The organism is Butyrivibrio sp. DSM 10294 (assembly GCF_028539135.1).
Taxonomy (GTDB): domain Bacteria; phylum Bacillota; class Clostridia; order Lachnospirales; family Lachnospiraceae; genus Butyrivibrio.
Genome location: NZ_JANSWL010000088.1, coordinates 272,831 through 297,168, shown reverse-complemented (window position 1 = coordinate 297,168; position 24,338 = coordinate 272,831). Strand labels below are relative to the sequence as shown.

General features: G+C 42.5%; 26 protein-coding genes. All 26 read left to right on the top strand.

Annotated features, from left to right (window positions below):
* Positions 1 to 11: 11 nt before the first annotated feature.
* Entirely contained in the window at positions 12 to 404 is a 393-nt protein-coding gene (locus NXH67_RS17410) for a hypothetical protein (protein WP_272798187.1), read from the top strand.
* A gap of 82 nt (positions 405 to 486) precedes the next feature.
* Entirely contained in the window at positions 487 to 1,614 is a 1,128-nt protein-coding gene (locus NXH67_RS17405; protein WP_272798186.1) for a DUF6115 domain-containing protein, read from the top strand.
* A gap of 4 nt (positions 1,615 to 1,618) precedes the next feature.
* Positions 1,619 to 2,491, top strand: coding sequence for a hypothetical protein (locus NXH67_RS17400; protein ID WP_272798185.1), 873 nt, complete (start codon positions 1,619 to 1,621; stop codon positions 2,489 to 2,491).
* A 368-nt stretch (positions 2,492 to 2,859) separates the two neighbouring features.
* Positions 2,860 to 3,627 (top strand): 30S ribosomal protein S2, encoded by a 768-nt coding sequence (rpsB, locus tag NXH67_RS17395; protein WP_022778514.1) that lies wholly within the window; start codon positions 2,860 to 2,862, stop codon positions 3,625 to 3,627.
* A gap of 189 nt (positions 3,628 to 3,816) precedes the next feature.
* Complete coding sequence (gene tsf / locus NXH67_RS17390) at positions 3,817 to 4,770, top strand: translation elongation factor Ts (protein WP_022778515.1); 954 nt, start codon at positions 3,817 to 3,819, stop codon at positions 4,768 to 4,770.
* Between the two features lie 186 nt (positions 4,771 to 4,956).
* Positions 4,957 to 5,703: a septum site-determining protein MinC gene (gene minC, locus NXH67_RS17385; RefSeq protein WP_022778516.1), complete on the top strand. Its 747-nt coding sequence runs from the start codon at positions 4,957 to 4,959 to the stop codon at positions 5,701 to 5,703.
* 24 nt (positions 5,704 to 5,727) lie between these two features.
* Positions 5,728 to 6,507 carry a septum site-determining protein MinD gene (gene minD / locus NXH67_RS17380; RefSeq protein ID WP_022778517.1) on the top strand — a complete coding sequence of 260 codons (780 nt, stop codon included), beginning with the start codon at positions 5,728 to 5,730 and terminating at the stop codon, positions 6,505 to 6,507.
* Positions 6,508 to 6,520: 13 nt separating this feature from the next.
* Positions 6,521 to 6,799 (top strand): cell division topological specificity factor MinE, encoded by a 279-nt coding sequence (gene minE, locus NXH67_RS17375; RefSeq protein WP_022778518.1) that lies wholly within the window; start codon positions 6,521 to 6,523, stop codon positions 6,797 to 6,799.
* Positions 6,800 to 6,903: 104 nt separating this feature from the next.
* Positions 6,904 to 7,347, top strand: coding sequence for a MarR family winged helix-turn-helix transcriptional regulator (locus tag NXH67_RS17370; protein ID WP_022778519.1), 444 nt, complete (start codon positions 6,904 to 6,906; stop codon positions 7,345 to 7,347).
* Between the two features lie 173 nt (positions 7,348 to 7,520).
* Positions 7,521 to 7,817 carry a metal-sensing transcriptional repressor gene (locus NXH67_RS17365; RefSeq protein ID WP_022778520.1) on the top strand — a complete coding sequence of 99 codons (297 nt, stop codon included), beginning with the start codon at positions 7,521 to 7,523 and terminating at the stop codon, positions 7,815 to 7,817.
* 95 nt (positions 7,818 to 7,912) lie between these two features.
* Positions 7,913 to 9,790: an NADH-quinone oxidoreductase subunit 5 family protein gene (locus NXH67_RS17360; RefSeq protein WP_272798184.1), complete on the top strand. Its 1,878-nt coding sequence runs from the start codon at positions 7,913 to 7,915 to the stop codon at positions 9,788 to 9,790.
* On the top strand, positions 9,790 to 10,659 hold the full coding sequence (locus tag NXH67_RS17355; protein WP_022778522.1) for a complex I subunit 1 family protein: 870 nt from the start codon (positions 9,790 to 9,792) through the stop codon (positions 10,657 to 10,659). The genes NXH67_RS17360 and NXH67_RS17355 overlap by 1 nt, the downstream gene beginning before the upstream one ends.
* A 20-nt stretch (positions 10,660 to 10,679) precedes the next feature.
* On the top strand, positions 10,680 to 11,378 hold the full coding sequence (locus NXH67_RS18320; protein WP_330676761.1) for an NADH-quinone oxidoreductase subunit B family protein: 699 nt from the start codon (positions 10,680 to 10,682) through the stop codon (positions 11,376 to 11,378).
* Positions 11,378 to 11,710, top strand: coding sequence for an NADH-quinone oxidoreductase subunit C (locus tag NXH67_RS17345; RefSeq protein WP_022778524.1), 333 nt, complete (start codon positions 11,378 to 11,380; stop codon positions 11,708 to 11,710). The genes NXH67_RS18320 and NXH67_RS17345 overlap by 1 nt, the downstream gene beginning before the upstream one ends.
* 15 nt (positions 11,711 to 11,725) lie before the next feature.
* On the top strand, positions 11,726 to 12,805 hold the full coding sequence (locus NXH67_RS17340) for a hydrogenase large subunit (protein ID WP_022778525.1): 1,080 nt from the start codon (positions 11,726 to 11,728) through the stop codon (positions 12,803 to 12,805).
* A 6-nt stretch (positions 12,806 to 12,811) separates the two neighbouring features.
* Positions 12,812 to 13,270 carry an NADH-quinone oxidoreductase subunit I gene (locus NXH67_RS17335; protein WP_272798183.1) on the top strand — a complete coding sequence of 153 codons (459 nt, stop codon included), beginning with the start codon at positions 12,812 to 12,814 and terminating at the stop codon, positions 13,268 to 13,270.
* Positions 13,239 to 15,608: a carbamoyltransferase HypF gene (gene hypF, locus NXH67_RS17330; RefSeq protein ID WP_272798182.1), complete on the top strand. Its 2,370-nt coding sequence runs from the start codon at positions 13,239 to 13,241 to the stop codon at positions 15,606 to 15,608. The genes NXH67_RS17335 and hypF overlap by 32 nt, the downstream gene beginning before the upstream one ends.
* A 22-nt stretch (positions 15,609 to 15,630) precedes the next feature.
* Positions 15,631 to 15,849, top strand: coding sequence for a HypC/HybG/HupF family hydrogenase formation chaperone (locus tag NXH67_RS17325; protein WP_022778528.1), 219 nt, complete (start codon positions 15,631 to 15,633; stop codon positions 15,847 to 15,849).
* Complete coding sequence (gene hypD / locus NXH67_RS17320) at positions 15,849 to 16,889, top strand: hydrogenase formation protein HypD (RefSeq protein WP_272798181.1); 1,041 nt, start codon at positions 15,849 to 15,851, stop codon at positions 16,887 to 16,889. The genes NXH67_RS17325 and hypD overlap by 1 nt, the downstream gene beginning before the upstream one ends.
* 21 nt (positions 16,890 to 16,910) lie before the next feature.
* Positions 16,911 to 17,921, top strand: a complete 1,011-nt coding sequence (hypE, locus tag NXH67_RS17315) for a hydrogenase expression/formation protein HypE (RefSeq protein ID WP_272798180.1) — start codon at positions 16,911 to 16,913, stop codon at positions 17,919 to 17,921.
* 122 nt (positions 17,922 to 18,043) lie between these two features.
* Entirely contained in the window at positions 18,044 to 18,922 is an 879-nt protein-coding gene (locus tag NXH67_RS17310) for an adaptor protein MecA (protein ID WP_022778531.1), read from the top strand.
* A gap of 109 nt (positions 18,923 to 19,031) precedes the next feature.
* A complete protein-coding gene (locus NXH67_RS17305; protein WP_022778532.1) occupies positions 19,032 to 19,748 on the top strand; it encodes a pseudouridine synthase in 717 nt (238 codons plus the stop codon).
* Positions 19,749 to 19,864: 116 nt separating this feature from the next.
* Positions 19,865 to 21,886 (top strand): NAD-dependent DNA ligase LigA, encoded by a 2,022-nt coding sequence (ligA, locus tag NXH67_RS17300; protein ID WP_022778533.1) that lies wholly within the window; start codon positions 19,865 to 19,867, stop codon positions 21,884 to 21,886.
* A 50-nt stretch (positions 21,887 to 21,936) separates the two neighbouring features.
* Entirely contained in the window at positions 21,937 to 22,911 is a 975-nt protein-coding gene (metA, locus tag NXH67_RS17295) for a homoserine O-acetyltransferase MetA (RefSeq protein ID WP_022778534.1), read from the top strand.
* Between the two features lie 27 nt (positions 22,912 to 22,938).
* A complete protein-coding gene (locus NXH67_RS17290; RefSeq protein WP_022778535.1) occupies positions 22,939 to 23,769 on the top strand; it encodes a polysaccharide deacetylase family protein in 831 nt (276 codons plus the stop codon).
* Between the two features lie 70 nt (positions 23,770 to 23,839).
* The gene (locus tag NXH67_RS17285) at positions 23,840 to 24,322 is read left to right on the top strand and encodes a hypothetical protein (RefSeq protein ID WP_022778536.1); all 483 of its coding nucleotides are present in this window, start codon (positions 23,840 to 23,842) and stop codon (positions 24,320 to 24,322) included.
* Positions 24,323 to 24,338: the final 16 nt, after the last annotated feature.

The window sequence follows — 24,338 nt, the reverse complement described above, 5'->3', positions numbered from 1 at the left end:
AGGAGGTAGTCATGTCTATTAATAGAATTGACTTCGGTGTTATTGCTGCCTCAAGTGAAGTGTCCACGATCAAGGCTGCCGAGGATGCAAGACCGTTAATTAATCAACAGAATTTCCAGACCCAGTTCAATGAAGAGGTTGACAACCAGAGGAATCAGGTCAATCAGAAGGATGACGTAGGGCAGGGAGAGCTTCATTCTGATGCTCAGGAAAAGGGAAGCAATGAGTATATGGGCGACGGTGGCCAGAATCGCAGGGGTTCACGAGGCGGAGAAGAGAAAAATGCAATTTTGGAAAAGCAGCTTTCTCTTGAGAAAATGGAGAAAATATCAAGCGGTATGTTAGACAAAAACGGAAAACCTGTCGATCTTAGTATTTCCTCTGGATTTGATTTGAAGATTTAGTATAAATATATTATAATTTAGTTATCATGCATACAATATATTGTATGCGCGTGCGTTTTTTTGTGGGGTATTGGGCGGAGATATGATTAGCATTACGGAGATTGTACTTATTGTTGCGGGATTCGCAGCAATTATACTGGGCTACCTTCTTCCGGCCAGCAAAGAACTGGACGAAGAAGATAAGCTGCTCATGGAGAGGGAGATCCGTGAGCTTGTTCGGCGTGAAGTGGAGGATCAGAAGGAGACCATTGAGAACATGGTTGATGACACTGTTGATCATTCACTTGACAGAACTGAGCGCGCCATGGAGCGCATTTCCAACGAAAAACTTTCTGCGATCGGAGAATATTCCGATACTGTCATAAACGATATTCACAAAAATCATGATGAAGTAATGTTCATGTACGATATGCTTAATGATAAGCATAAGAATCTCACCTCAGTTGTCTCTGAGGTTACCAAGCGTGCAGATGAAGCTAAACAGGCTGTTCTCGATGCCGAAGCAACGGCAAGAGATGCCAAACAGGAAGCAGCCGCAATAAGAGCAGCAAAAGAAGAAAATGTCAGAGCAATCTTTCTTGATACTGAGGAGGATAAGCTCAGCGGAATTCATATTCCATATAAAGAAAAGCCTGTATCAGGACTTCAGAGACTTGCGGAAGCGGGTCAACAAAATCTCCAGATAGAGCAAACTCCTGTCAGCGGACCTGAGCCCATCAGAACTCAGCAGGCTGCACAAATTGAAGCAGCAATTGCTGCAAGCGCCAGAGCTGAGAGCAACAGCGTAGAACCTTCCTTTGAACCATTGCAGCCCGACAAGATCGAAGTACCACAGGCTCCACTTGCCATAGAGAGCGGATATGTTGATGAGAGCAATCTTAAGGAGCTCAAGGAACTGAGTCAGATTAGGTCAGAAGTTGTTAACACTGATAAGAACAACAATCTTCATGTAATAGGCAATACTTCCAAGGAAGTTGTAGTGCCGTCTCAGGCCAAGGTTGTTTCAATAAACGATGCGCCCAGACGTGAGAACCCCGACAGGAATATGCAGGAATTAACTGCCAATGATCCAATATCTCAGAACAGGCAGATCATAGAGATGCACAAAGCCGGCAAGTCCAATATGGTAATAGCCAGAGAGCTTGGGCTTGGAATAGGTGAAGTTAAGCTAGTAATAGATCTTTCCAATAAACACAGAAAGGTAAAATGACCAGATGAAACTCAAGTATTACCTTCGCGGAATGGGCATCGGAGTAATTCTTACCGCGATTGTTATGGGCTTCGCCTTGGGAGGCCGTAAGAAAACAATCAGCGATGCTGAAGTCATAGAGAGAGCCAAGACTCTCGGTATGGTTGAGGCGGGAACAGGGGTTTTGTCACAATATTCCGGCCAGGAACAGGAGGATGACAATAATGAGACTACATCCGATTCGTCACTGGGTGAAACAGGAGAAAAGATACCTGAAGAAAACAACCAAGGGGTCGCTTCGACAGATCAATCAATTTCGGACCTTTTTGAGAAAACGCCGGAAGGAGAAAATCAGAAAGCAGAAGTTGCTGGAACTTCTAAACAGGACTCTGACGAAGTGGCAAGTTCAGATACTAAAACGGATAAGTCAGCAGAAGGAAAAACTGAAGCAGACGTAAAAACAGAGAATAAGACTGAATCAGATAAATCAGATAAAAATTCTGATACTGATAAAGCAAACAAAGATGTGGCCAAGACTGATGAATCATACAAGACCAACGAAAATTCTTCATCTGAGACACAGCAGTCTGATGCTAATAAGCAGGAGGAAGCTACTACTCAGGTTGCCATGACTGAGAGCGAAATAACGGAGAATGATACTCCTGTTACCACCGATGGCTTTAAGACTTCCGAAACAAAAACGGTATCGATTCCCGGTGGTATGAGCAGCGATTCTGTTGCTGCCATTCTATATAAAGAAGGCATCATTGATAATGCTACCAATTTCAATCGTTACCTGATAGAGCATAACAAGGACAGATATATAAGAAGCGGGGCAAAGACAATTCCAGCAGGATCTGATTATGAGCAGATTGCTAATATCATATGTAGAGGATAATTTACCGGATGAGTTTTTATACCAATGGGGACGGTTCTGTTTGGTAAAGTTTTTCAAAAAACTATACCAAACAGAACCGTCCCCATTGGTATAAAAACTCATCCAATTACTCGGTTATTCTAAAAATCTTGTTTGATTCCCCTCTTGAAATATTAAAAACTGTATGCTATAGTAAAAAAGCTGTGGACTTATGGGTGAATTATGCCCTGAAGAAACAGCGGAAACAAATAAACACGTGCATTCAGACTCATTCCGGTGTCGGATATGATATCCGATCAGTTTGAGAGCCTTGCATTACGGAAGACGCGCCGCGGTGCGATATGGGGCTTAGGATTGTACGGAAGAACAAACCAAATGGAGGTAATATCATGAGCGTTGTATCAATGAAACAGTTACTTGAGGCAGGTGTACACTTCGGACACCAGACAAGAAGATGGAACCCTAAAATGGCTCCTTACATCTTCACAGAAAGAAACGGAATCCACATCATCGACCTTCAGAAGTCAGTTGTTAAGGTTGACGAGGCTTACAAGGCAGTATTCGAGATTGCACAGCAGGGTGGAACAATCCTTTTCGTTGGAACAAAGAAGCAGGCTCAGGACGCAGTTAAGACTGAGGCAGAGCGTTGCGGAATGTACTATGTAAACGAGAGATGGCTTGGCGGTATGCTTACAAACTTCAAGACCATCCAGTCAAGAATCGCAAGAATGAAGGCTATTGAGAAGATGCAGGAAGATGGAACATTTGATGTTCTTCCTAAGAAGGAAGTAGCTCAGCTTAAGAAGGAGCTTTCCAAGCTTCAGGCTAACCTTGGCGGAATCAGAGATATGAAGAGAATCCCTGACGCTATCTTCGTAGTAGATCCTAAGAAGGAGAGAATCTGCATCCAGGAGGCAGAGTCACTTGGCATCACACTTATCGGTATCGGCGATACAAACTGCGATCCCGAGGAGCTTGATTTCATCATCCCCGGTAATGATGACGCTATCAGAGCCGTTAAGCTTATCGTTGGTAAGATGGCTGACGCTGTAATCGAGGCTAATCAGGGTGCTGAGGCTGATACAGCAGCTGACTATGTTGCAGCTGACGCTGAGACAGAGGCTTCTGATATCGAGGAAGTTGTAGCAGCTGAGTAATTGAATGATAAATGGATTCAAAGTCGAATACATCAATGCTTGCATTAAGATGTATTCGACCTTGAAGACTTAACAAGCATGAGAAAATAGATATACGAAGAATGAGTATATCTATTTTAGAATGTTTGTAGAATTGCGAAGCAATGGAGCAATTCGTTATATTTAAAACATAATATGGAGGAAAAATAAATGGCTATCACAGCAGCAATGGTTAAAGAGTTACGTGAGTCTACCGGCGCAGGTATGATGGAGTGCAAAAAGGCTCTTACAGAGACTAACGGAGATATGGACGCAGCAGTAGAATACCTTAGAAAGAACGGTATCATGAAGGCTGAGAAGAAAGCCAGCAGAATCGCAGCTGAGGGTCTTACAAGAGTAGCTGTTAAGGATGATCAGACAGCAGCAGTTGTTGAGGTTAACTCAGAGACTGACTTCGTTGCTCAGAACGAGAAGTTCCAGGCATTCGTAGAGGCAGTTGCTACTCAGGCTGTTAATTCAGATGCAGCTGATCTTGACGCATTCATGGCTGAGAAGTGGAATCTTGATGAGTCCAAGACAGTTAACGAAGCTCTTATCGAGATCACAGCAGTTATCTCAGAGAAGCTTTCTATCAGACGTTTCGAGAAGGTTGTTGCTTCTAACGGTGTTGTAGTTCCTTATACACACGGTGGCGGAAGAATCTCAGTTATCGTAGAGGCTGAGACAGATGTTGTTAACGATGACATCAAGAACGCAGTTAAGAACGTAGCTATGCAGGTTGCAGCTCTTAATCCTAAGTTCGTTTCTTCAGAGGACATCTCTGAGGAGTACAGAAACCACGAGAAGGAGATCCTTCTTGCTCAGGCTATGAAGGAGAACGAGGAGCTTCCCGAGGGCAAGAGAAAGCCTCAGGAGATCATCGAGAAGATGCTTGTTGGACGTCTTAACAAGGAGTTCAAGGAGATCTGCCTTAACGAGCAGGTTTATGTAAAGGCTGAGGATGGCAAGCAGACTGTTAGCCAGTACCTTGCACAGGTTGGTAAGGCTAACTCAACTAACCTCAAGATCAAGAGATTCGTTCGTTTCGAGACCGGCGAAGGTATCGAGAAGAAGAACGAGAACTTTGCTGAGGAAGTAGCTAAGCAGGCTGCAGGTCTTAACTAATTCAGCGAAGACTCAATAATATGATTTTTGAGACCGGGTTCTTTAAAGAGCCCGGTCTTTTTAAATGAAAATGCAGTCAAAGACTGTATTTCGTCAGATTTTAAGCGGATTTTTTGTGTTTAAATTTGATGTTAAATGGCATATAATTGATGGGTATGAATTTTTTAAAAGGTTGGGTGACCATCATTGAATCAGAAAGTTACTATTAAAGGTACCAAATCAGGCATCATCCTGGTTCTGGATGATAAATATCCCTTTGAATTGTTACAAAAAGAAATAGCAGACAAATTCAAAGAAGCGGCAGCCTTCTTTGGTAAGAGCAGTATGGGTCTTGTTATCAGAGGAAGAGATCTGGATGACGAGCAGGAAACAAGAGTCGTTGAGATAATTGAAGAGAATTCTGAGCTTACAATTTCCTGCATTATCAATGAGGAATCTGAGATTGATCAGTTTATGGCTGAAGCAATCCTTCGCCGCACTTTGCAGAATCCGGAAGCCGAGAAGCAGGAGGAAGCATCGGAGTTTACACAAGTTGATCCATCCAATGCACGAATCATCAAGGGTAATCTACGATCCGGACAGGACATTTCCTGCAAGGAGAGCGTTATTGTTCTTGGAGATGTTAAGCCCGGCGCCAGCGTGACTTCCTATGGCAGCATTTTTATACTTGGTGAGCTTCGTGGCAACGCTTTTGCTGGTGCTGATGGTGACAGGGACTCTGTTGTTATGGCATTGAAGCTCAATCCTCTGCAGGTAAGAATAGCAGATGCCATTGCTATTTCACCTGATGCAGAGAAAGGTCCCAAGCTTAAGCTTCGCAGGAAAAAACTAATGAACAGTGTTGATGAACCTGAAGTAGCTTATATTGAGAATGGACATATTATTAAGACAGGCTATGGCCATCAGTTTTTAAGATCTTTTTACAGGATCTGATAATCTAAGTTTTGGAGGAAACATATGGGAGAAGTTATTGTAATCACATCCGGAAAGGGAGGCGTAGGTAAGACCACCACAACAGCTAATGTGGGTACCGGCCTTGCCAAGCTCAATAAGAAAGTAGTCCTCATTGATACTGATATAGGACTCAGAAACCTCGACGTAGTAATGGGACTGGAGAACAGGATCGTTTATACTCTGGTTGATGTAATCGAGAAAAACTGCAAGCTTAAGCAGGCACTTATCAGGGACAAGAAATATGAGAATCTTTTCCTTCTTCCTGCAGCTCAGACAAGAGATAAGACCTCTGTAACACCTGAGCAGATGAAGGAGCTTACTGATGAGCTCAAGAAGGAATATGACTATATTATTCTTGATTGCCCCGCAGGAATTGAGCAGGGATTCAAGAATGCCATTGCCGGAGCAGACAGAGCACTCGTTGTGACAACTCCGGAAGTATCTGCAGTTCGCGACGCAGACAGAATTATAGGCCTTCTGGAAGCAAATGAGATCAAGAAGACACATCTTATCGTTAACAGACTTCGTCCTGATATGATAAGGAGAGGCGACATGATGTCAGCTGAGGATGTTATAGATATTCTTGCAGTAGACCTCATTGGACAGGTTCCGGATGATGAGAATATCGTAATCGCCACCAATAACGGTGAGCCTCTTGTAGGTGACAATTCTCTTGCAGGACAGGCTTACATGAATATCTGCAGAAGAGTAATCGGAGAGTCTGTTCCTTTCCTTGATCTTGAGGCAAGAAAAGGGCTTTTCTCCTGGTTTAAGAAAAGATAAGGGGGACTTTGTAATGAAATTATCAGATTTTTTCAAGAAGAAATCTTCCAGTGATGTTGCAAAGGACCGACTTAAGTTTGTACTCGTTTCCGACAGAGCATCCTGCTCACCGGAGATAATGCAGAAGATCAGGAGCGATATCATAGAAGTATTATCCAAGTACGCTGAGATTGATATGGACAATATTGACATCAATATTACTCAGATGGACGGAGAGGATAACGGTGGTAAATCGGCACCGGCTCTTTATGCTAATATTCCGATCAAAAACATTAATCACAACGTTAAATGATGCATAAATATTCAATAACTCATGTTGCAAAAAACCATGCAAAATTTAATGCAGTGTGATAATATTAAATAGGATAAAATCTATTTACGTGGGAGTTTTTTGTTATGAGTAATGAAAATGAAAAGTATGAACAACTTAAGCTGGGCAATCAGCTCTGTTTTCCGCTGTATGCCTGTGCAAAGGAAATCATCAGAAAGTATAAGCCTTATCTTGATAAGATAGACCTTACTTACACTCAGTATATTGCTATGATGGTTCTCTGGGAGATGAAGACAGTCAACGTCAAGACTCTTGGAGAGTGTCTCTATCTTGATTCCGGTACTCTTACACCTGTTCTCAAGAAACTTGAATCCAAGGGCTACATAACAAGGGTTCGTTCCAGTGAGGATGAACGTAATCTTGTTGTAACAATCACAGAAGAAGGTGAGAAGCTTAAGGACATGGCTATTGATATTCCGGCAGAGATGGGAGCTTGTGTCCGCCTTAGCAAAGAAGAGGCCAAACTTCTCTATGACCTTTTGTATAAGATTATCGGAAATATTAGATAAACTTTATGCTTTTTTCTTTCAATTATATCAATTAACACATAATCTTTATTGATTTTTTCTGCTATTAGAAATATAATAAACATCGGTCAAATGTGCGGTTTTGGGGATAAAAATTTTTTCACTGTTAAAAGTCAAAAAATTAACAAAAACGCACATTTATTATGGAGGTTTTTATGAGTTCACACAATCATAATCATCACCATGATCCTGAAAACATGAAGGCCATTGTCAACAGACTGTCCAAGGCTATCGGACACCTTGAGTCGGTCAAAAAAATGGTAGAAGATGACAGGGATTGTACAGAAGTTCTCATTCAGTTGGCAGCTGTGAGAAGTGCCATTAACAACACAGGCAAGGCAATCCTAAAAGAGCACATCAGTCATTGTATTGTTCATGCTGTTCAGGACGGCGATGATGACGCAATTCATGAACTTAATGACGCCATCGACAAATTTATGAAAAATTCGTAAGCCAGTCTTACGAAAATGTATGTGAAAGGGGCGAAAACACCTTGGCTATCCCAATTCTTAATGTAGTTTATTTCTTAATTTTATTTCCTTTCTTAATGGCAATAATAATAGGGCTTCTCAGATATTATTCTCCTTTCAGAAGCGCTGTAATCATGCTCGGCGGTTTTACTATTATGGCTGCTGCTATTTATGTTGCCGTTAACGTACTTATGTCCGGTGATACTTCACAATTTATGTATTTGGAGGATGCGGAGATCCCCAATTATGTAATTATGGCCGGCGAAGTATTTCTTATGTGTCTTGTATGCTTTTTAAGTATCAAGTACAAAAAGTATTATGCAATTATAATTTCACTTGTAGGTACAATTCCCGTGCTCTGGATGGACCTTTCAGGTAATGCAGTGGAAGGCAATACACATCTTCGTATCGACACCTTTGCTGCCGTTATGTACCTTATTGTAGGTATTGTAGGTATTCTTATCTGTATCTACGCAAGTGGTTATATGAAAGATTATCATCATCATCACACAGATGTAGCAGACAGATCAAACTATTTCCTTGCTCTTATGTTTGTATTCCTTGGAGCAATGTTTGGTCTTATTTCATCCGACAATCTTGGATGGATCTATTTCTTCTGGGAGATCACAAGCGTATGCTCATTCCTTATGATTGGCTATACAAGAACAGAGGAAGCTGTTAACAACTCCTTCCGTGCTCTGTGGATGAACCTTCTCGGTGGAGTAGGTTTCGCTGCAGGCCTTATGTATTGCAACCTTCAGCTTGGAATGTCCAACCTTAGTGAGATTACCGATATAGGAGCTGCAGAGTTCGTAATTATTCCTGCAACCCTGTTTGCATTTGCGGCTCTCACCAAGAGTGCTCAGTTCCCATTCTCAAGATGGCTTCTCGGCGCCATGGTGGCACCTACACCTTCCAGTGCGCTGCTTCACTCAGCGACCATGGTTAAGATCGGTGTCTACATGCTCATCAGATTGTCTCCTGTAATGTATGGAACACTTACAGGTATCATGATCACAGTCATCGGTGGATTCACATTCTTTGCAGCATCACTTCTTGCAATAACTGTTAGTGACGGTAAGAAGGTGCTTGCTTATTCTACAATTTCAAACCTTGGACTTATCACAGCCTGCGCAGGCACCGGTACAACAGAAGGTGTATGGGCTGCTGTTATGCTGGTTCTTTTCCATGCTGTTTCCAAGTCACTTCTGTTCCAGACTGTTGGTGATATTGAGAACTGTATGCACAGCCGTGATATTGAGGATATGCACGGACTTATCATCAAGCTTCCAAGACTTGCATTCATCATGATCATCGGTATCTGCGGTATGTTCATGGCTCCTTTCGGAATGCTTGTATCTAAGTGGGCTGCTCTTAAATCCTTCGTGGATTCAGGTTCTGTATGGCTGGTCCTTTTCCTTGTATTTGGTTCAGGTTCAACACTTTTCTACTGGGCTAAATGGCTTGGCAAGATCTGTACAGTTATCCATCAGTCCTTTGAGATTGAGGATATTACACCAAGGAGTGAGATGGTTTCCATTTTCCCTCTTACAACAATGATTGTTGTTATGTGCTTTGCATTCCCCTGGATGTCAGGCAACATGATCCAGCCTATTCTTGATGAGGCATTCAACACCAACATTCCTGATGTTATCGGTGGCAGCGATGTTATCATCATGATGATTATGGTTGCGATGATATTTATGATTCCTATCGGATCAAGAATTATGTCAATCGGTAAGAACAGCAAGATGTCAATGTCTTATGTGGCCGGTGTTAATGCAGGTGACGACAGACATTACATCGATTCCTTCGGCAAGGAGAGAGCACTTTACATGTCCAACTGGTACATGGAAGATTATTTCGGTGAGAAGAAGCTTCTCTGGCCCAGCATTATCGTCGCTGCAGTGCTTGTTGCTGTAATGCTTATCGTAGTAGTTGGAGGTGCTTTCTGATGGATGTGATGATTTTTGTTAAGGCTTTAATTTATATAGTGCTGGCACCTTTTATTGGAGGACTTCTTGCAGGTGTGGACAGAATTTTCTCTGCACGTATGCAGGGCAGACAGGGCCCACCTCTTTTCCAGCCCTTCTATGATGTGTTCAAGCTTTTAAACAAGCAGACCACCGTTGTTAACAGTATTCAGGTTCTGTTTGTAACAGGCTACCTTATTATGACAATTTTTACAGGTGCTCTTTTCTTCGGCGGCGGAGATATGCTTCTTGTATTCTTTGCGCTGTCCATGTCCGAGGTTATGATGGTTATGGCTGCTTTTTCAACCAACGGACCTTACAGTATCATGGGTGCACAGAGAGAGCTCCTTCAGATGATGTGTTATGAGCCTATGACTCTTCTTGTTGCAATTGGTTTCTACTATGCAAACGGAAGCTTCATGGTTAACGACCTGATTCAGGCAGAGGTTCCTGCGATCGTACAGATTCCCGGATTCTTCATCGGCTTTGTATTCATCCTTATTATCAAGCTGAGAAAGTCTCCTTTCGACCTTAGTACATCTCACCATATGCATCAGGAGATGGTCAAGGGTCTTACAACGGATCTTTCAGGTGGAAACCTTGCACTTACTGAGATTGCCGAGTGGTATGATCTGGTACTTATGATGGGTATCGTTGGAATGTTCTTTATCACATCCAACCCTATCAGCAGAGTATGGGCAATCATAGCTATTTCAGTGGTATTTTTCCTTGAGACACTTATTGACAATTTGTTCCCTCGTGTTAAGTACATCACCATGCTTAAGGTAACATGGTCTGTTATCCTTATTTTCGCAGGAACAAATCTGTTGATCCTCAATGTTTTGAAATAAGATGAAGGGAATAAAAATCAATGAAAATATCTAAATCACCATGGGTGTTACATTATGATGGCTCCAGCTGCAATGGCTGTGATATAGAAGTACTTGCAACGATGACTCCTCTTTATGACGTGGAGAGATTCGGAATTATTAATACAGGTAACCCTAAGCATGCTGACGTTCTGCTTCTTACAGGCGGCGTCAATGCCCAGACTGCTCCTGTAATCAGACAGCTCTACAATATGATGCCTGATCCCAAGGTAGTAGTTGCCTGCGGTATCTGCGCATGCGACGGCGGTATCTTCAAAGAGTGCTATAACATCTTGGGAGGCGCCGACAAGGTTGTTCCCGTTGATGTTTATGTACCGGGATGTGCCGTTAGACCTGAAGCTCTTATTGAGGGCGTAGTTAAGGCTGTTGGAATTCTTGAAGAGAAGAGAAAGAAACTTAAGGAATCCATGAAAGCCGGCTATTGTACCGTTGACTATAGCAAGATTGCAATTCATACTACTGCTGATGACTATGATCCCAGCAACCAGTATGATGCTGTTCTTACAGAGGAGGCTCTCAGACAGCAGGCAGAAGAGAAGATCAAGGCATCTGCAAAGCCTGCTCCCAAGCCGGCTGCAGCCGCAGCGCCTAAGGCTCCCGCAGCTAATGCAGCTGCACCTGCACAGGCTCCTGCAGCAGCGCCCGCTGCCGATAACACCAAGAAAGGAGAAAACGCATAATGAATACAGAATTTATCAGTGTTAATCCTGAAAGCGTTATCGATGAGACTCAGAAGATCAAATTCCAGGGATATCACCTTATGCAGCAGTGCGCTACAAGAATTCCCGGAGCTTATGAGCTGATCTATTCCTTTGGAAAGGACCTTGAGATGAAGCATTTCAAGATCACTCTTCCCGAGGATCAGGAGATTTCCAGCATCACAAGCATCTATCCCTGTGCTTTCATCTATGAGAACGAGATGCACGATCTTTTCGGTGTGCAGGTTAAGATGATCAATATCGACTTTGAAGGTAAGCTCTATCGTACAGCGATCGAGACACCATTTAAATAATTGGAGGAACCAAAAATGTCTACAAGAAGTGTAATTCCATTTGGACCCCAGCATCCGGTTCTTCCGGAACCCATTCATTTAGATCTTGTTATGGAGGACGAGAAGGTAGTTGAGGCTATTCCTTCCATCGGTTTCATCCACAGAGGTCTCGAGAAGCTGGTTGATAAAAAAGATTTTAACGAGATGGTATACGTTGCAGAGCGTATCTGCGGTATCTGTTCTCTTGGCCACGGCCTTGGCTATTCAGAGGCTGTTGAGCACATCATGGATATCGATGTACCTATGCGTGCTAAATACCTTAGAACTATCTGGTCTGAGCTTTCCAGAGTTCATTCACATCTCCTTTGGCTTGGTCTTTTGGCTGATGCTTTTGGATTTGAGTCTCTTTACATGGATTGCTGGAGACTTCGTGAGGATGCCCTTGATATGTTTGAGGCTTCCACCGGCGGACGTGTTATCTTTTCCGCTATGAAGATTGGCGGCGTTAGAAGAGATGTTTCTGATGAGATGCTCAGAGACTTCGCAGAGCGTATTACAAGAATGGAAGAGGATCTCAAGGTTATTGCCAAGCCCTTCCTTAACGATATGGCCGTTCAGACAAGACTTCGCGGCGTAGGTGTTCTTACTGCTGAGCAGGCAGATGCTCTTGGTTGCTGCGGACCTTTCCTTCGTGCCAGCGGTATTGCCCGTGATATTCGTAGCACAGGCTACTGCGCATACGGCGATGTTGATTTTGAGCCTATCATCAGCAATGATGGTGATTCCTATGCAAGAACAGAGTGCCGTATCAAAGAGATTTTCCAGGCATTTGATATTATTAAGCAGTTAATCGCCAAGATTCCTGCGGGAGACATTGATGTTCCCGTTAAGGGCATGCCAAACGGTGAGTATTTCATGCGTCTTGAGCAGCCCAGAGGAGAGGCTCATTACTACGTAAAGGCTAATGGTACCAAGTTCATAGACAGAATGAGAGTCCGCACCCCCACCTTTGCAAACCTTTCAGGTCTTGTTGAGACACTTAAGGGCTGCGATCTGGCAGATGTTCCGATCCTTGTTCTTACCATTGATCCTTGCATCAGCTGTACAGAGAGGTGATTAAATATGTCTTTGATTAGTTTTAAAAACACAATTCTTCATAATCTTGTATCAAAGCCTAAGACCAGAAAGGTTGAGAAAGAGTACCCGGTAGGCACAAGAGGACATGTTGAGAATGATATGGATCTCTGTGTATTGTGCGGTCTGTGCTCCATCAAATGCCCTACTCATGCTATCAGCATTGATAAGGCAGAGAAGACCTGGTCCATCAATCCTATGAGCTGCATCCAGTGCAGATGCTGTGTAGATAACTGCCCTAAGAAATCACTTTCTATGGGACTTAGATTCACAGAACCCGGTCCTGAGAAGGTTACCAAGACCTTCAAGCAGTCTGAGAAGGCTATCGCCGCTCAGGAAGCTCTTATGAAGGCAGCTAAGGAACGTGCAGCAGCTGCAGCAGCCGCTAAGGCAGCACAGGCAGCCGCAGCAGGAAATGCAGAGAAGAAAGAAGAACCTAAGGCTTGATTTTTTGAGACAAAAAGATCAGATTATGACAATTAAGATAAGAGTTAAAGGGGCGGTACAGGGTGTTGGTTTCCGCCCCTTTATTGCTGAAACGGCAACTAAATACGGCATAAAAGGTAATGTCAAAAATATTGGAGCAGCTGTTGATATTCTTGCGATTGGAAATAGGGACGAATTGGACTTATTTATCGAGAGCATTAAAAGTGAGTATCCGGCAGGTGCTCTTATTCTTGATTTGTCTGCAGAGGAGATCGTGAACTATGATGAGACATCCCTTTCGGAATTTATGATTGTTCCAAGTGATGAGATTGATCTTTCCTCTGAGCTTCCTGTTTTTCTGCCGGATATTGGGATCTGCGACGACTGCATGAATGAAATGCTGGATGAGAAGGACAGAAGATATCATTATCCTCTTATCAGCTGCGCAGTTTGCGGTCCGAGGGTCAGTATATTAAATAAACTTCCTTATGATCGCAACACCACTACAATGATTGATTTTGAAATGTGTGGTGATTGTGATAGCGAATATCGCAGAGGAAGACGCCGCCATGCACAGACAATTTCTTGTCATAGCTGCGGACCTCAGATGATTTTCAGATATTCAGAATCTGAGTTAAATAAAGAAGAAGCCGTAGAAAAGGCTATTGAGATATTATCAAATGGCGGAATAATCGGACTTAAGGGCATATCGGGTTATCAGCTTGTTTGCCTTCCGACAACAGAAGCCGCTACAAGGCTCAGAGAACTGAAGGGTCGCGAGAGGAAGCCCTTCGCCGTTATGTTCTCCGTACTTGAAGAAATATCAGAATATTGTTATGTGAACGATAGGGAGAAAGACCTTCTTTTATCTTCTGCAAGACCAATCGTTTTACTTCAGAAGAAAAAAGACTTTCCTGAGCAGGTCTGCAGAGACAGCCGATACATCGGAGCTTTTCTTCCTTCTTCAGGAATTCACAGACTGTTATGCGATGAACTGGGACCTCTTATTGTCACCAGTGCTAACAAGTCTGACCAGCCTATGATTTATTCAGATGAGAAGTTTTTTGATATTTTTTTGGATGAAAAAAATGAACTTCACGCAGATGGAGTTCTTTACCATAAAAGAAAGATAAATATTGCCCAGGATGATTCTGTACTCTTTGTCATCAGGTCATCCAAAGGTTTTTCAACGCAGTTTATCAGAAGATCTAGAGGATATTTTCCTCTTCCTGTACTTTTGAAAAATAATAGTCCTGAAAGCTGCAGTGGTGCTTCATGTAATAAGGCTGTACTTGCCCTGGGAGCTGATCTTAAGAATACATTTGCATTTGCAAAGAAGGATAAAATTATCCCATCTCAGCATTTGGGAGATCTGGCTGATGTAGACGTATTTGAAGAATATAAGAAGCTGATTCCTTATTGCAGAGGGTTGTTCCATTTTTCCTTTGACAGAATGATCTGTGACAAGCATCCCGGATATTTTTCTTCGGGTTATGCTGCAAAACTTTTACAAGCTAATAATCTGGATGATAGCTCTATTATCAAAGTACAACATCATCACGCTCACATTTTTTCTGTAATGGCCGAAAGCGGAATTGATAGCTGTATTGGCATTTCCTTCGATGGAACAGGCTACGGAGATGACGGCAAAGTCTGGGGCGGCGAGTATTTCTACTGCAACGAGACTTCTGTTAAACGCTTCGGACATATGTCTTACATCAAGCTCTGCGGCGGAGATATGGCACCCAAAAAAGCCGATCTTGTAAGGGACTGTTATAGATTTGCCTGCGATAACGATGGTGAGAGCGATATTATTCCGGATATAATAAGATCTGCACTTAACAATAACATCAATACTTACGAAACCTCCAGTGTTGGAAGACTATTTGATGCTGTTTCGTCTCTTCTTGGAATCTGTGGCTATAATTCTTATGAAGGAGAATGCGCCACAGCCCTTGAAAAAGAAGCCTGGAAGTATACAGGTATTGACAGACCGGAATTTGAGCTTAAAGTATATAGAGATGATAATGGTAATATTATCACCGATCAGGCTGATTTTTTTAGGCAGATAGTAGAGTGCCAAAGGGAAGGCAAATATAACACCGTTTTATGTGCTTATGCGTTCCATGTGGCTATTACAACCGCTATCAAAAGTGTCTGTGACATTATTAGAGAAGAAACAGGAGAAAAGAAAGTCTGCTTATCAGGTGGTGTTTTCATGAACAGACTTCTTTTGACCAAAACAATTAATTTACTGAGCATCAGCGGCTACGAAGTGTACTGGAACCAACAAGTTCCGGCCAGTGATGCTGGGATTTCTCTGGGACAGGCCTATTACGGTCTAATGCTTTCAGAATAATACAGTAAAAGAAAGGAACAATATGTGTGTTGCAATACCCGGTAAGGTAATTAAACTTGAGGGAACCAAGGCTACAGTAGATTTCTCAGGAAATATAGTTAATGCAGAAGCGGGCCTTGTTAATGTTAAGGTTGGTGATAAGGTTCTTGTCCACGCAGGATGTATCATTCAGACAATGGATGACAAGCTTGCAGATGAGATGGAGGAATTATTCAGAGAAATCGAGGGGCTCGAAGTCTGATGCGAAATCTTGAAGAGATAATCACGGCTTTAAAAGAATATGACGGTGAAGAAGTTCGTATTATGGAGGTTTGCGGTACACATACTGCCGCAATATCAGAGAATGGTATCCCGGATATGCTTTCACCTAAGATCAAGCTGATATCCGGTCCCGGGTGTCCGGTATGCGTTACGGTTACCGCTGTAATTGATAAACTTGTTGAGCTTGCCATGAGAGAGGATACTTGCGTACTTACCTTTGGCGATCTGATAAGAGTCAAGGGAACCAGCAAGTCATTGGCAGATGCCAAGGCAGACGGAGCTCACGTAAGAATGGTGTATTCACCAATGGAATCAATTAAACTTGCTGAAGAAGACCCTGCGCATACCTATGTGTTTGCTGCAATCGGCTTTGAGACCACGACGCCTGTATATGCAATGCTGTTGGAGGAAGCTGTTAAAAAGGATCTTAAGAACCTGAAGCTCCTCACATCACTTAAGACAATGCCGGAAGTAATCAGGTGGGTTGTAACTAATGGTGGTGGCATTGATGGTTTCATTGCCCCCGGCCATGTTGCAGCAGTTACAGGTAGCGGTATTTTTGAGGAACTGTCCAAAGAGCTGGGAATCCCTTTTGTTGTATCGGGGTTTGAAGGAGCTCAGCTTCTTATGACAATATATGCTCTTATATCCATGAAGGGCAAAACCGGAATGAAAAACCTCTACAAAGATGTAGTTAGCTACGAAGGAAACATTAAGGCACAAGAAGTGGTTAACAAGTACTTTGAGCCTTCTGATTCATCCTGGCGCGGTATGGGTAAGATTCCGGGTTCAGGTATGACCTTGAGAAAAGAGTTCTCTCCTTTTGATGCTGGCAGTATAGGTCTTGATGAAGATCATATGCCACCGGGATGTCAGTGTGCAAATGTGCTTGTAGGTAAGCTAAGACCTTATGAATGTCCATTATTCGGCAAAGCCTGCACTCCTGATAATGCACACGGAGCATGCATGGTTTCAACGGAAGGAAGCTGCTACAACTATTTTGTATCAGGAAGAAAATAAGTATTTTGGAGATATAGATTCATGAAGATTACAATGGCTCACGGAAGCGGAGGAGAGTCCACTTCCAGGCTTATAAAAGATGTTTTTGCCAAACATTTTCATAACGAGATCCTTGAAAAACTTGAGGATTCTGCAGTAGTTAAAGGCGCAGGTAAGCTTGCCGTAACTACGGACTCTTTTGTGGTGACCCCTATTGTTTTCCCCGGCGGAGATATCGGAAGGCTCGCCGTATGCGGTACTGTAAATGACCTTCTTATGAGCGGTGCAAGACCACAGTATATCACCTGCGGTTGTATTTTGGAGGAAGGCCTTGATATTGATGTTCTTGACCGCATTATTGCCTCTTTTGCAAAGACCTGCAGAGAAGCAGGAGTTACTGTGGTTACAGGCGATACCAAGGTTATTGAGAACAAAGGCGGAGAGCCGGGACTTATCATCAATACTTCAGGAGTTGGATTTATCGATGAGAATCTTGCGGTTCCCGGTCCCTTTAATCTTGAGGATGGAGACAAGATCATAATCTCAGGCAATCTCGGAGATCATCATGCAGCCATTTTGGGCAAAAGAATTGGAATTGAGAGCAATATCGTATCCGATGCGGCACCTCTTAAGGAGATGGTTTTTGCACTGCTTGATGCAGGCATTAAGGTTCATGCCATGAGAGATGTGACAAGAGGCGGCCTTGGAACGGTACTTAACGAATTCAGTGACAGCTCCAAATGTACAATTGAGTTAGAAGAACAGAGTCTTCCCGTATCTGATTCAGTAAGAAATTTCTGCGGAATGTTAGGCCTTGACCCTCTTTATATGGGAAATGAAGGTAAAATGGTATTGTCTGTTGCCGCAGATGACGCTGACAGAGCAGTTTCCATTATAAGAAGTGCCAAATACGGCGAAAATGCTTGCATTATCGGGCAGGTTCATAAACAGGACACCTCATCCGATGATAACAGTGTGGTACTGCGTACCAAGATAGGTGGCAAACGCATAGTGGGACTGATGTACGGAGAAGGTCTTCCAAGAATTTGTTAAATGTTGTAAAATAAACCTTGTCTTTTGAGAAAATTTTTATAGAATTTTAATTTTGACAAAACAGACTAATCTCTAGATAATATGGATTAACAATAGATCGTCGGTTTTTGAAAGGACTTTTAATGGAATTTAAGAGAATAAATAAAGACACGGTTACGTGTATCATAACTGAGGATGATATGGACGAACAGGGAATCAAGCTTGAGGACCTGTTTGAGAAGAAGAAAGAGGCTATGGAATTTCTTCATGATGTAATGAGAAAGGCAGAGGAAGAGGTTGACTACAAGCCTACAGGTTCCTTTATGCCTATGCAGATCACAGTACTTCCCGATCATTCTATTTCACTGACACTTTCAGAGAACGCTTCAGCTTCCTTCGGAGAGATTCTCAAGAACCTTACCGATAAGGCAGGCATCAAGATTCCCAAGAATGTACTTGAGGATATTGGAGATGCAGCCGGAGATGAGAGAATCAACAGACTTAATGAGTATTTGAAGAGCCTTAAGCAGCTTACCAATTCCGTCAAGGATATTATGGAAGAGAACGGAATCGCTGACAAAAACGACAAGCTTCTTCTTAACAAAAATGAGACTGTATCCGGTAACAAGGCCAAGGTTGACAAAATCACCAGCGCAGCCAAGAAGAATCCTGAAGTTATTGCCGAGGAAGAGAAGGCCAAGAGAGATCAGAACAGACTTAAGTTCCATGAATATGTATTCAAATTCGAGGATATTCACACTGTTATGTCTTTCTGTGCCAAGGCACCTAAGGACATCAGCATTTCAAGTGCACTTTATAAGAATGAACAGGATGGCAAGTATTACCTTGACCTCAAGAGAGAGAACGAGGATCCCAAGGTATTTGCAGGACTCTTTACAATGGCTTATGAGTTTGCTCATTTCCAGGCAACCAACAAAAATGTCATCGCTCATATGAAGGAGAACTATGAACTTCTCATTGCCGATGATGCAATAAACAAGCTTGCTGAAGCCGCATTTTAACTGCTAATTCAGTATATTAACGTATTGAGGAAACACTTAAGAAATATTATAATTAAACGGTTAGGATTTGTTCCTGGCCGTTTTTTCTTATAGTTAAATGGAGAAAAATATGAGACTTAATCAGTACATAGCGTCCTGCGGAGTATGCTCCAGGCGGGAAGCGGATAAGCTAATAGATGCCGGAAGGGTCACTGTTAACGGGAATAACGCTCAGCCGGGAATTCAGGTAACAGACAAGGATGTTGTTACTGTTGATGGCAGGAAGATTGAACCCTCCAAGTCTTCTGTGGTTATTGCATATTACAAGCCAGTGGGAGTCACTTGCACCGAGAAGGATGAACATGCCGAGAGGACAGTTATCGAGGACCTTAGCTATAACAAACGAGTTACATATGCCGGCCGCCTTGACAAGGATTCCGAAGGGCTCCTTCTTATGACTGACGATGGCAAACTCATAGATGCTATGATGAAAGGCGCTAAGCGACACGAGAAGGAATATGAAGTAACCGTAGATAAACCTTTAAATGGCGATTTTTTAAAAAAGATGTCTTCAGGAGTCTATCTTAAGGAACTTGACCAGACGACTAGAGGATGCAAGGTTAACAGAACCGGTAAGTGTTCTTTTAATATTATTCTGACTCAGGGACTTAATCGTCAGATAAGACGAATGTGCAAGACTCTTGGGTATGAAGTTAAGAAGCTTAAGAGAATCAGGGTTATGACTATTAAACTGGAGGATTATAAGCTTGCTCCGGGAAAATATGTGGAGCTTAGTGAAGCGGACAAGAAGAAATTATATTTAGCTGCCGGTCTTAGAATGATTTAAACGGCGGATGTGAGTCAATGGGGACGGTTCTATGTGACTCGCTTCGTGAGTCACATAGAACCGTCCCCATTGACTCACATCCGCCGCAGAAAAGAAAAAAGTTGGGAGATAAAGAATTGGCAAATACAGAAGAACTCAAACAAGAATATGATGCCCTTGTTAAAACCATCAAGCATCATATGGATTTATACTACAATCAGGACTCACCTGAGATTTCAGATTATGAATATGATCAGCTCATGCAGAGGCTGAAAGCAATAGAGAAGGACAACCCTTCTTTTATTACCAAGGATTCACCATCACAGATCATCGGCGGAACCGCCAAACGTGAAGCAGGAGTTAAGATAATACACAACGTTCCGATGCTTTCAATTGAGGACGTGTTCAATAAAGAAGACGTAAGAGCCTTTGTAGATAAGGTTCATGCTGTTCACCCCGGAGCACTGTTTTCCGTGGAACAGAAGATTGACGGACTTAGCTTATCCCTTAGATATAAAAGACAGGAAGATGGCATGATGCACCTTACTATGGCAGAGACCAGAGGAGACGGACTCATTGGCGAGGATGTAACAGCTAATGCTCTTGTAATCCCGGATATAATGCAAGTTCTTAACCTTCCCTATGAATATCTGGAGCTTCGCGGTGAAGTATATATGTCCCACGAAGATTTTGAGAGATTTAACGATGAACAGGAGAAACTTGGTAAGAAAATCGCAGCCAATCCCAGAAATCTTGCCGCCGGAACTCTCAGACAGCTTGATCCTGAAGTAACAAGAAACCGCGGCCTTAAGATGTTCGTTTTTAACATTCAGGATGGTCCTTCGGAGCTTAGAGAGTCTCATTGCGGAGGCCTTGATGCCCTTGAAAATGCCGGAATCAAGACAGTTTTTCATAAGCAGTGCAAAGATGATGACGAAATCATCGACGCCATTGATGACATCGGCAGTATGAGAGATAACCTTGAGTTTGACTTGGATGGTGCAGTAATAAAAGTTGATAACCTGGCCTGGAGAGATGATTTTCCTGCAGGCTCCAAGTATTCCAGTGGACATATCGCATATAAGTATCCTCCGGAAGAACGAATTGTCGTAATGGACGAAATATTGGTTGATGTTGGCAGAACCGGTAAACTTACCTTCACCGGAAGCTTCCATGACAGAGAAACAGGCAAACCTGCCAGACTCTGCGGAACATCAGTATCCAGAGCAACTCTTCATAACCAGGATTACATCACTCAGATGCAGATAGGAATAGGCGGAGAATACAAACTCTTCAAGAGCGGTGAGATCATTCCCAAACTGAACGGATGTGTCAGAGCCCCTGAAGTTGTATATACAGCCCCTGATGTATGTCCTATTTGTGGTGGTCATCTGATTCGTGAGGAGGATACTGCTGACATCAGATGTATCAATCCCACATGTCCTGCTCAGGTGACTCGTACTATAGCTTATTTCACAGGAAGAGATGCCATGAATATCATGGGGCTTGGAGACACCCTTGTTGACGCACTTGTCTCCGAGGGATATCTTAAGAATTATTCAGACATTTATAAGCTTAGAGACTACAGAGACGAACTCGTGGAAAAAGGAATAATCGGCAAAGAGAAAAACACCGACAAACTCCTTAATGAGATAGAAAAATCCAAATCCAATGATCCGGTAAGACTTCTAACCGGTCTTGCCATCAGAAATGTTGGCAAATCTACTGCAAGAGAAATCATGAAGCATTTTGATAATCTCATGGATCTTACAAATGTTACAGTAGAAGGATTTCTTCAGATTCCTGATATAGGAGAAACAACAGCAAATGATTTGTATGATTTCTTCCATGAAGCTGCTAACCTTGAGATCCTTAATACAATGAAGGAGCTTGGCCTTAATATGGCAGCCGAAAAAGATGCCGATGCCTCAGACAAGCTCGCCGGAATGACTATCGTAGTTACCGGAACTCTTCCGACTCTGGGAAGAAAAGAAGCGGAAGAACTGATCGTAAAAAATGGTGGTAAAGCCTCAGGAAGCGTTTCTAAGAAGACAAGTCTTGTCCTTGCGGGAGAAGCCGCAGGTAGCAAACTTACCAAAGCACAGGAACTTGGAATAAAAGTCATCGATGAAGCAGAGTTTCTTGAGATGATAAAATAATATGATATCATTATCGTTATAAAATATTACAACAAGGAGAACCCAGACCAATGCCTATTAAGATACAGAACGATTTACCCGCAAGAGAAATACTTGAGCGGGAGAATATTTTCGTGGTGGATGAGAATAGGGCTATGCATCAGGATATCAGATCCCTTCAGATATGTATTCTGAATCTTATGCCTCTTAAGGAAGACACAGAGCTCCAGCTTCTTCGCTCTATGTCCAATACGCCTCTTCAGATGGATGTATCTTTTATGCAGATGAGTTCTCATCATTCATCAAATACATCCCCCAACCATCTGAACAGATTCTATAACACGTTTGATGAGCTTAAAGATAACACCTACGATGGTCTTATTATCACGGGAGCTCCCGTTGAGCAAATGGACTTCGAACAGGTTGATTATTGGGATGAACTGTGCAAAGTATTTGAGTGGAGTAAGACCAATGTCACTTCCACTTTCCATATCTGTTGGGGAGCTCAGGCAGGAATATATTATCACTACGGAATCAATAAGAAGCCTCTTGATGAGAAGCTGTTCGGTATTTTCCAGCACAGAGTAATGAACAGGAAAGTGCCGCTGGTAAGAGGTTTCGATGACATATTCATGATGCCTCATTCCAGACATACCGCAACTCCTTCAGAAGATATTCATGCATGTGACGATCTTGTGGTTCTTGCAGAATCTGATATAGCCGGAGTATTTCTTTGCATGAACAGGTCCGGCAGCCAGATTTTTGTAATGGGTCATGCTGAATATGACAGACTTACCCTTGACAGTGAATACAAAAGAGATCTGGGTAAAGGCCTGGATATTCATATCCCGGAGCACTATTATCCCAATGATGATCCCACTAAGAAGCCTGACCTGGTATGGAGAGGTCATGCCAACAATCTATACTCAAATTGGCTTAACTACTATGTATATCAGAACACACCTTATAAGTGGGGGCAGATTCTTGACGAGGACAAGAGAAAGATGGCTGCCAAGGCCTTAACCAAGAAAGTAGATCAGAATTAAGCATATTAAATATTTAGAAGGTGCAAAATGGGAGAAAGATTAAGAAATATTTATACGCAGTTCCCCGGAGGCAAGCATAAGGTTCTGACGCTTAGCTACGACGATGGAAAAATTGAGGATAGACGCCTTGTTGATATTCTGAATGAGAACGGCATTAAGGCTACCTTCAACGTCAATTCCGGTCTTGTAAACGATCATTTCGATGAGTATTACAAGGAAAGAATTCCAATGGAAGAATATAGAGACCTCTACAAAGGTCACGAAGTAGCAGTTCATACTGTAACGCATCCCACTATAGCAAGATGCCCTAAGGAACAGATGATTCGTCAGATCATCGAGGATAGAAGAGCATTGGAAGAAGTTATGGGCTATACAGTTCGGGGATGTGCCTATCCTAACGGCTCATACAGTGATGAAGTTGTTGATGCACTCAAAGCTTGCGGTATCAGACATGCCAGAACAGTAAGATCAACAGGGGGATTCTATCTTCCCGAGGATTTTCTCAGATGGCATCCTACCTGTCACCATAATTTTGAAGGCCTTGATAATCTCAAGAAGGAATTTCTTGCCCTTAAGAAAACTCAGTATCTTTATATTTTTTATCTCTGGGGCCATAGCTATGAATTTGAGGTAAACAATAATTGGCACGTAATTGAAAGCTTTGCAGCTGATATGGGAGGTCAGGATGATATCTGGTATGCCTCCAATATAGAAATTGTAGATTATCTTGACGCAGCCGGCCGTATGCAGGTATCTGTAAAGGGTGACTTCGCCTATAATCCCAGCGCTATCAGTGTATTTCTTGAAGTAGACAAAAAGACAGTTGAATGTAAACCGGGCATTACCACAGAGTTGTAATTTTCTTTAAAATAAGTTAAAATATAAATGTTAAGACGTTAATTTTTTTCTCTGAAAAGGAGACTCTCTTATGCCACTTGATATGGAAAACGAAGAGCTTGAAGAAAAGACAACGGAATTAAAGAAAAAACCAACCAAAAAAACTAAGGAAATGCTTGAAGAGAACGCCAAGCAGATTGAAGACCTCAAGCTGGAACAATCCAGACTGAATGAAGAGCTTGCGGGACTTGATAAGGAAGATTCTGCTCTTGGAGATAAATCTGCCATGGGACTTAAGGTTAGTCATAAGAAGTTCGGCGCAGGCGAGATTATCAAGCAGGACGGTAAGTATATAGAAGTTAAGTTCTCAGACGTAGTTAAGAAGTTCGTTCTTCCCGGCTGCATCGCAGACAAGTTTTTGGAAGTAGATGACGACGTTGTGTATGATTACTATGTAAAGAGTAATGAGATACACAAAAAGCGTATGGCTACAGAGCTTAAGATCAAATCCGCTGAATTCGCAGTTCAGCGTCATGAAGATGCCATCGAGCGTTTGAATGCCAAACTGAAATAATTGTATATTTTGAATA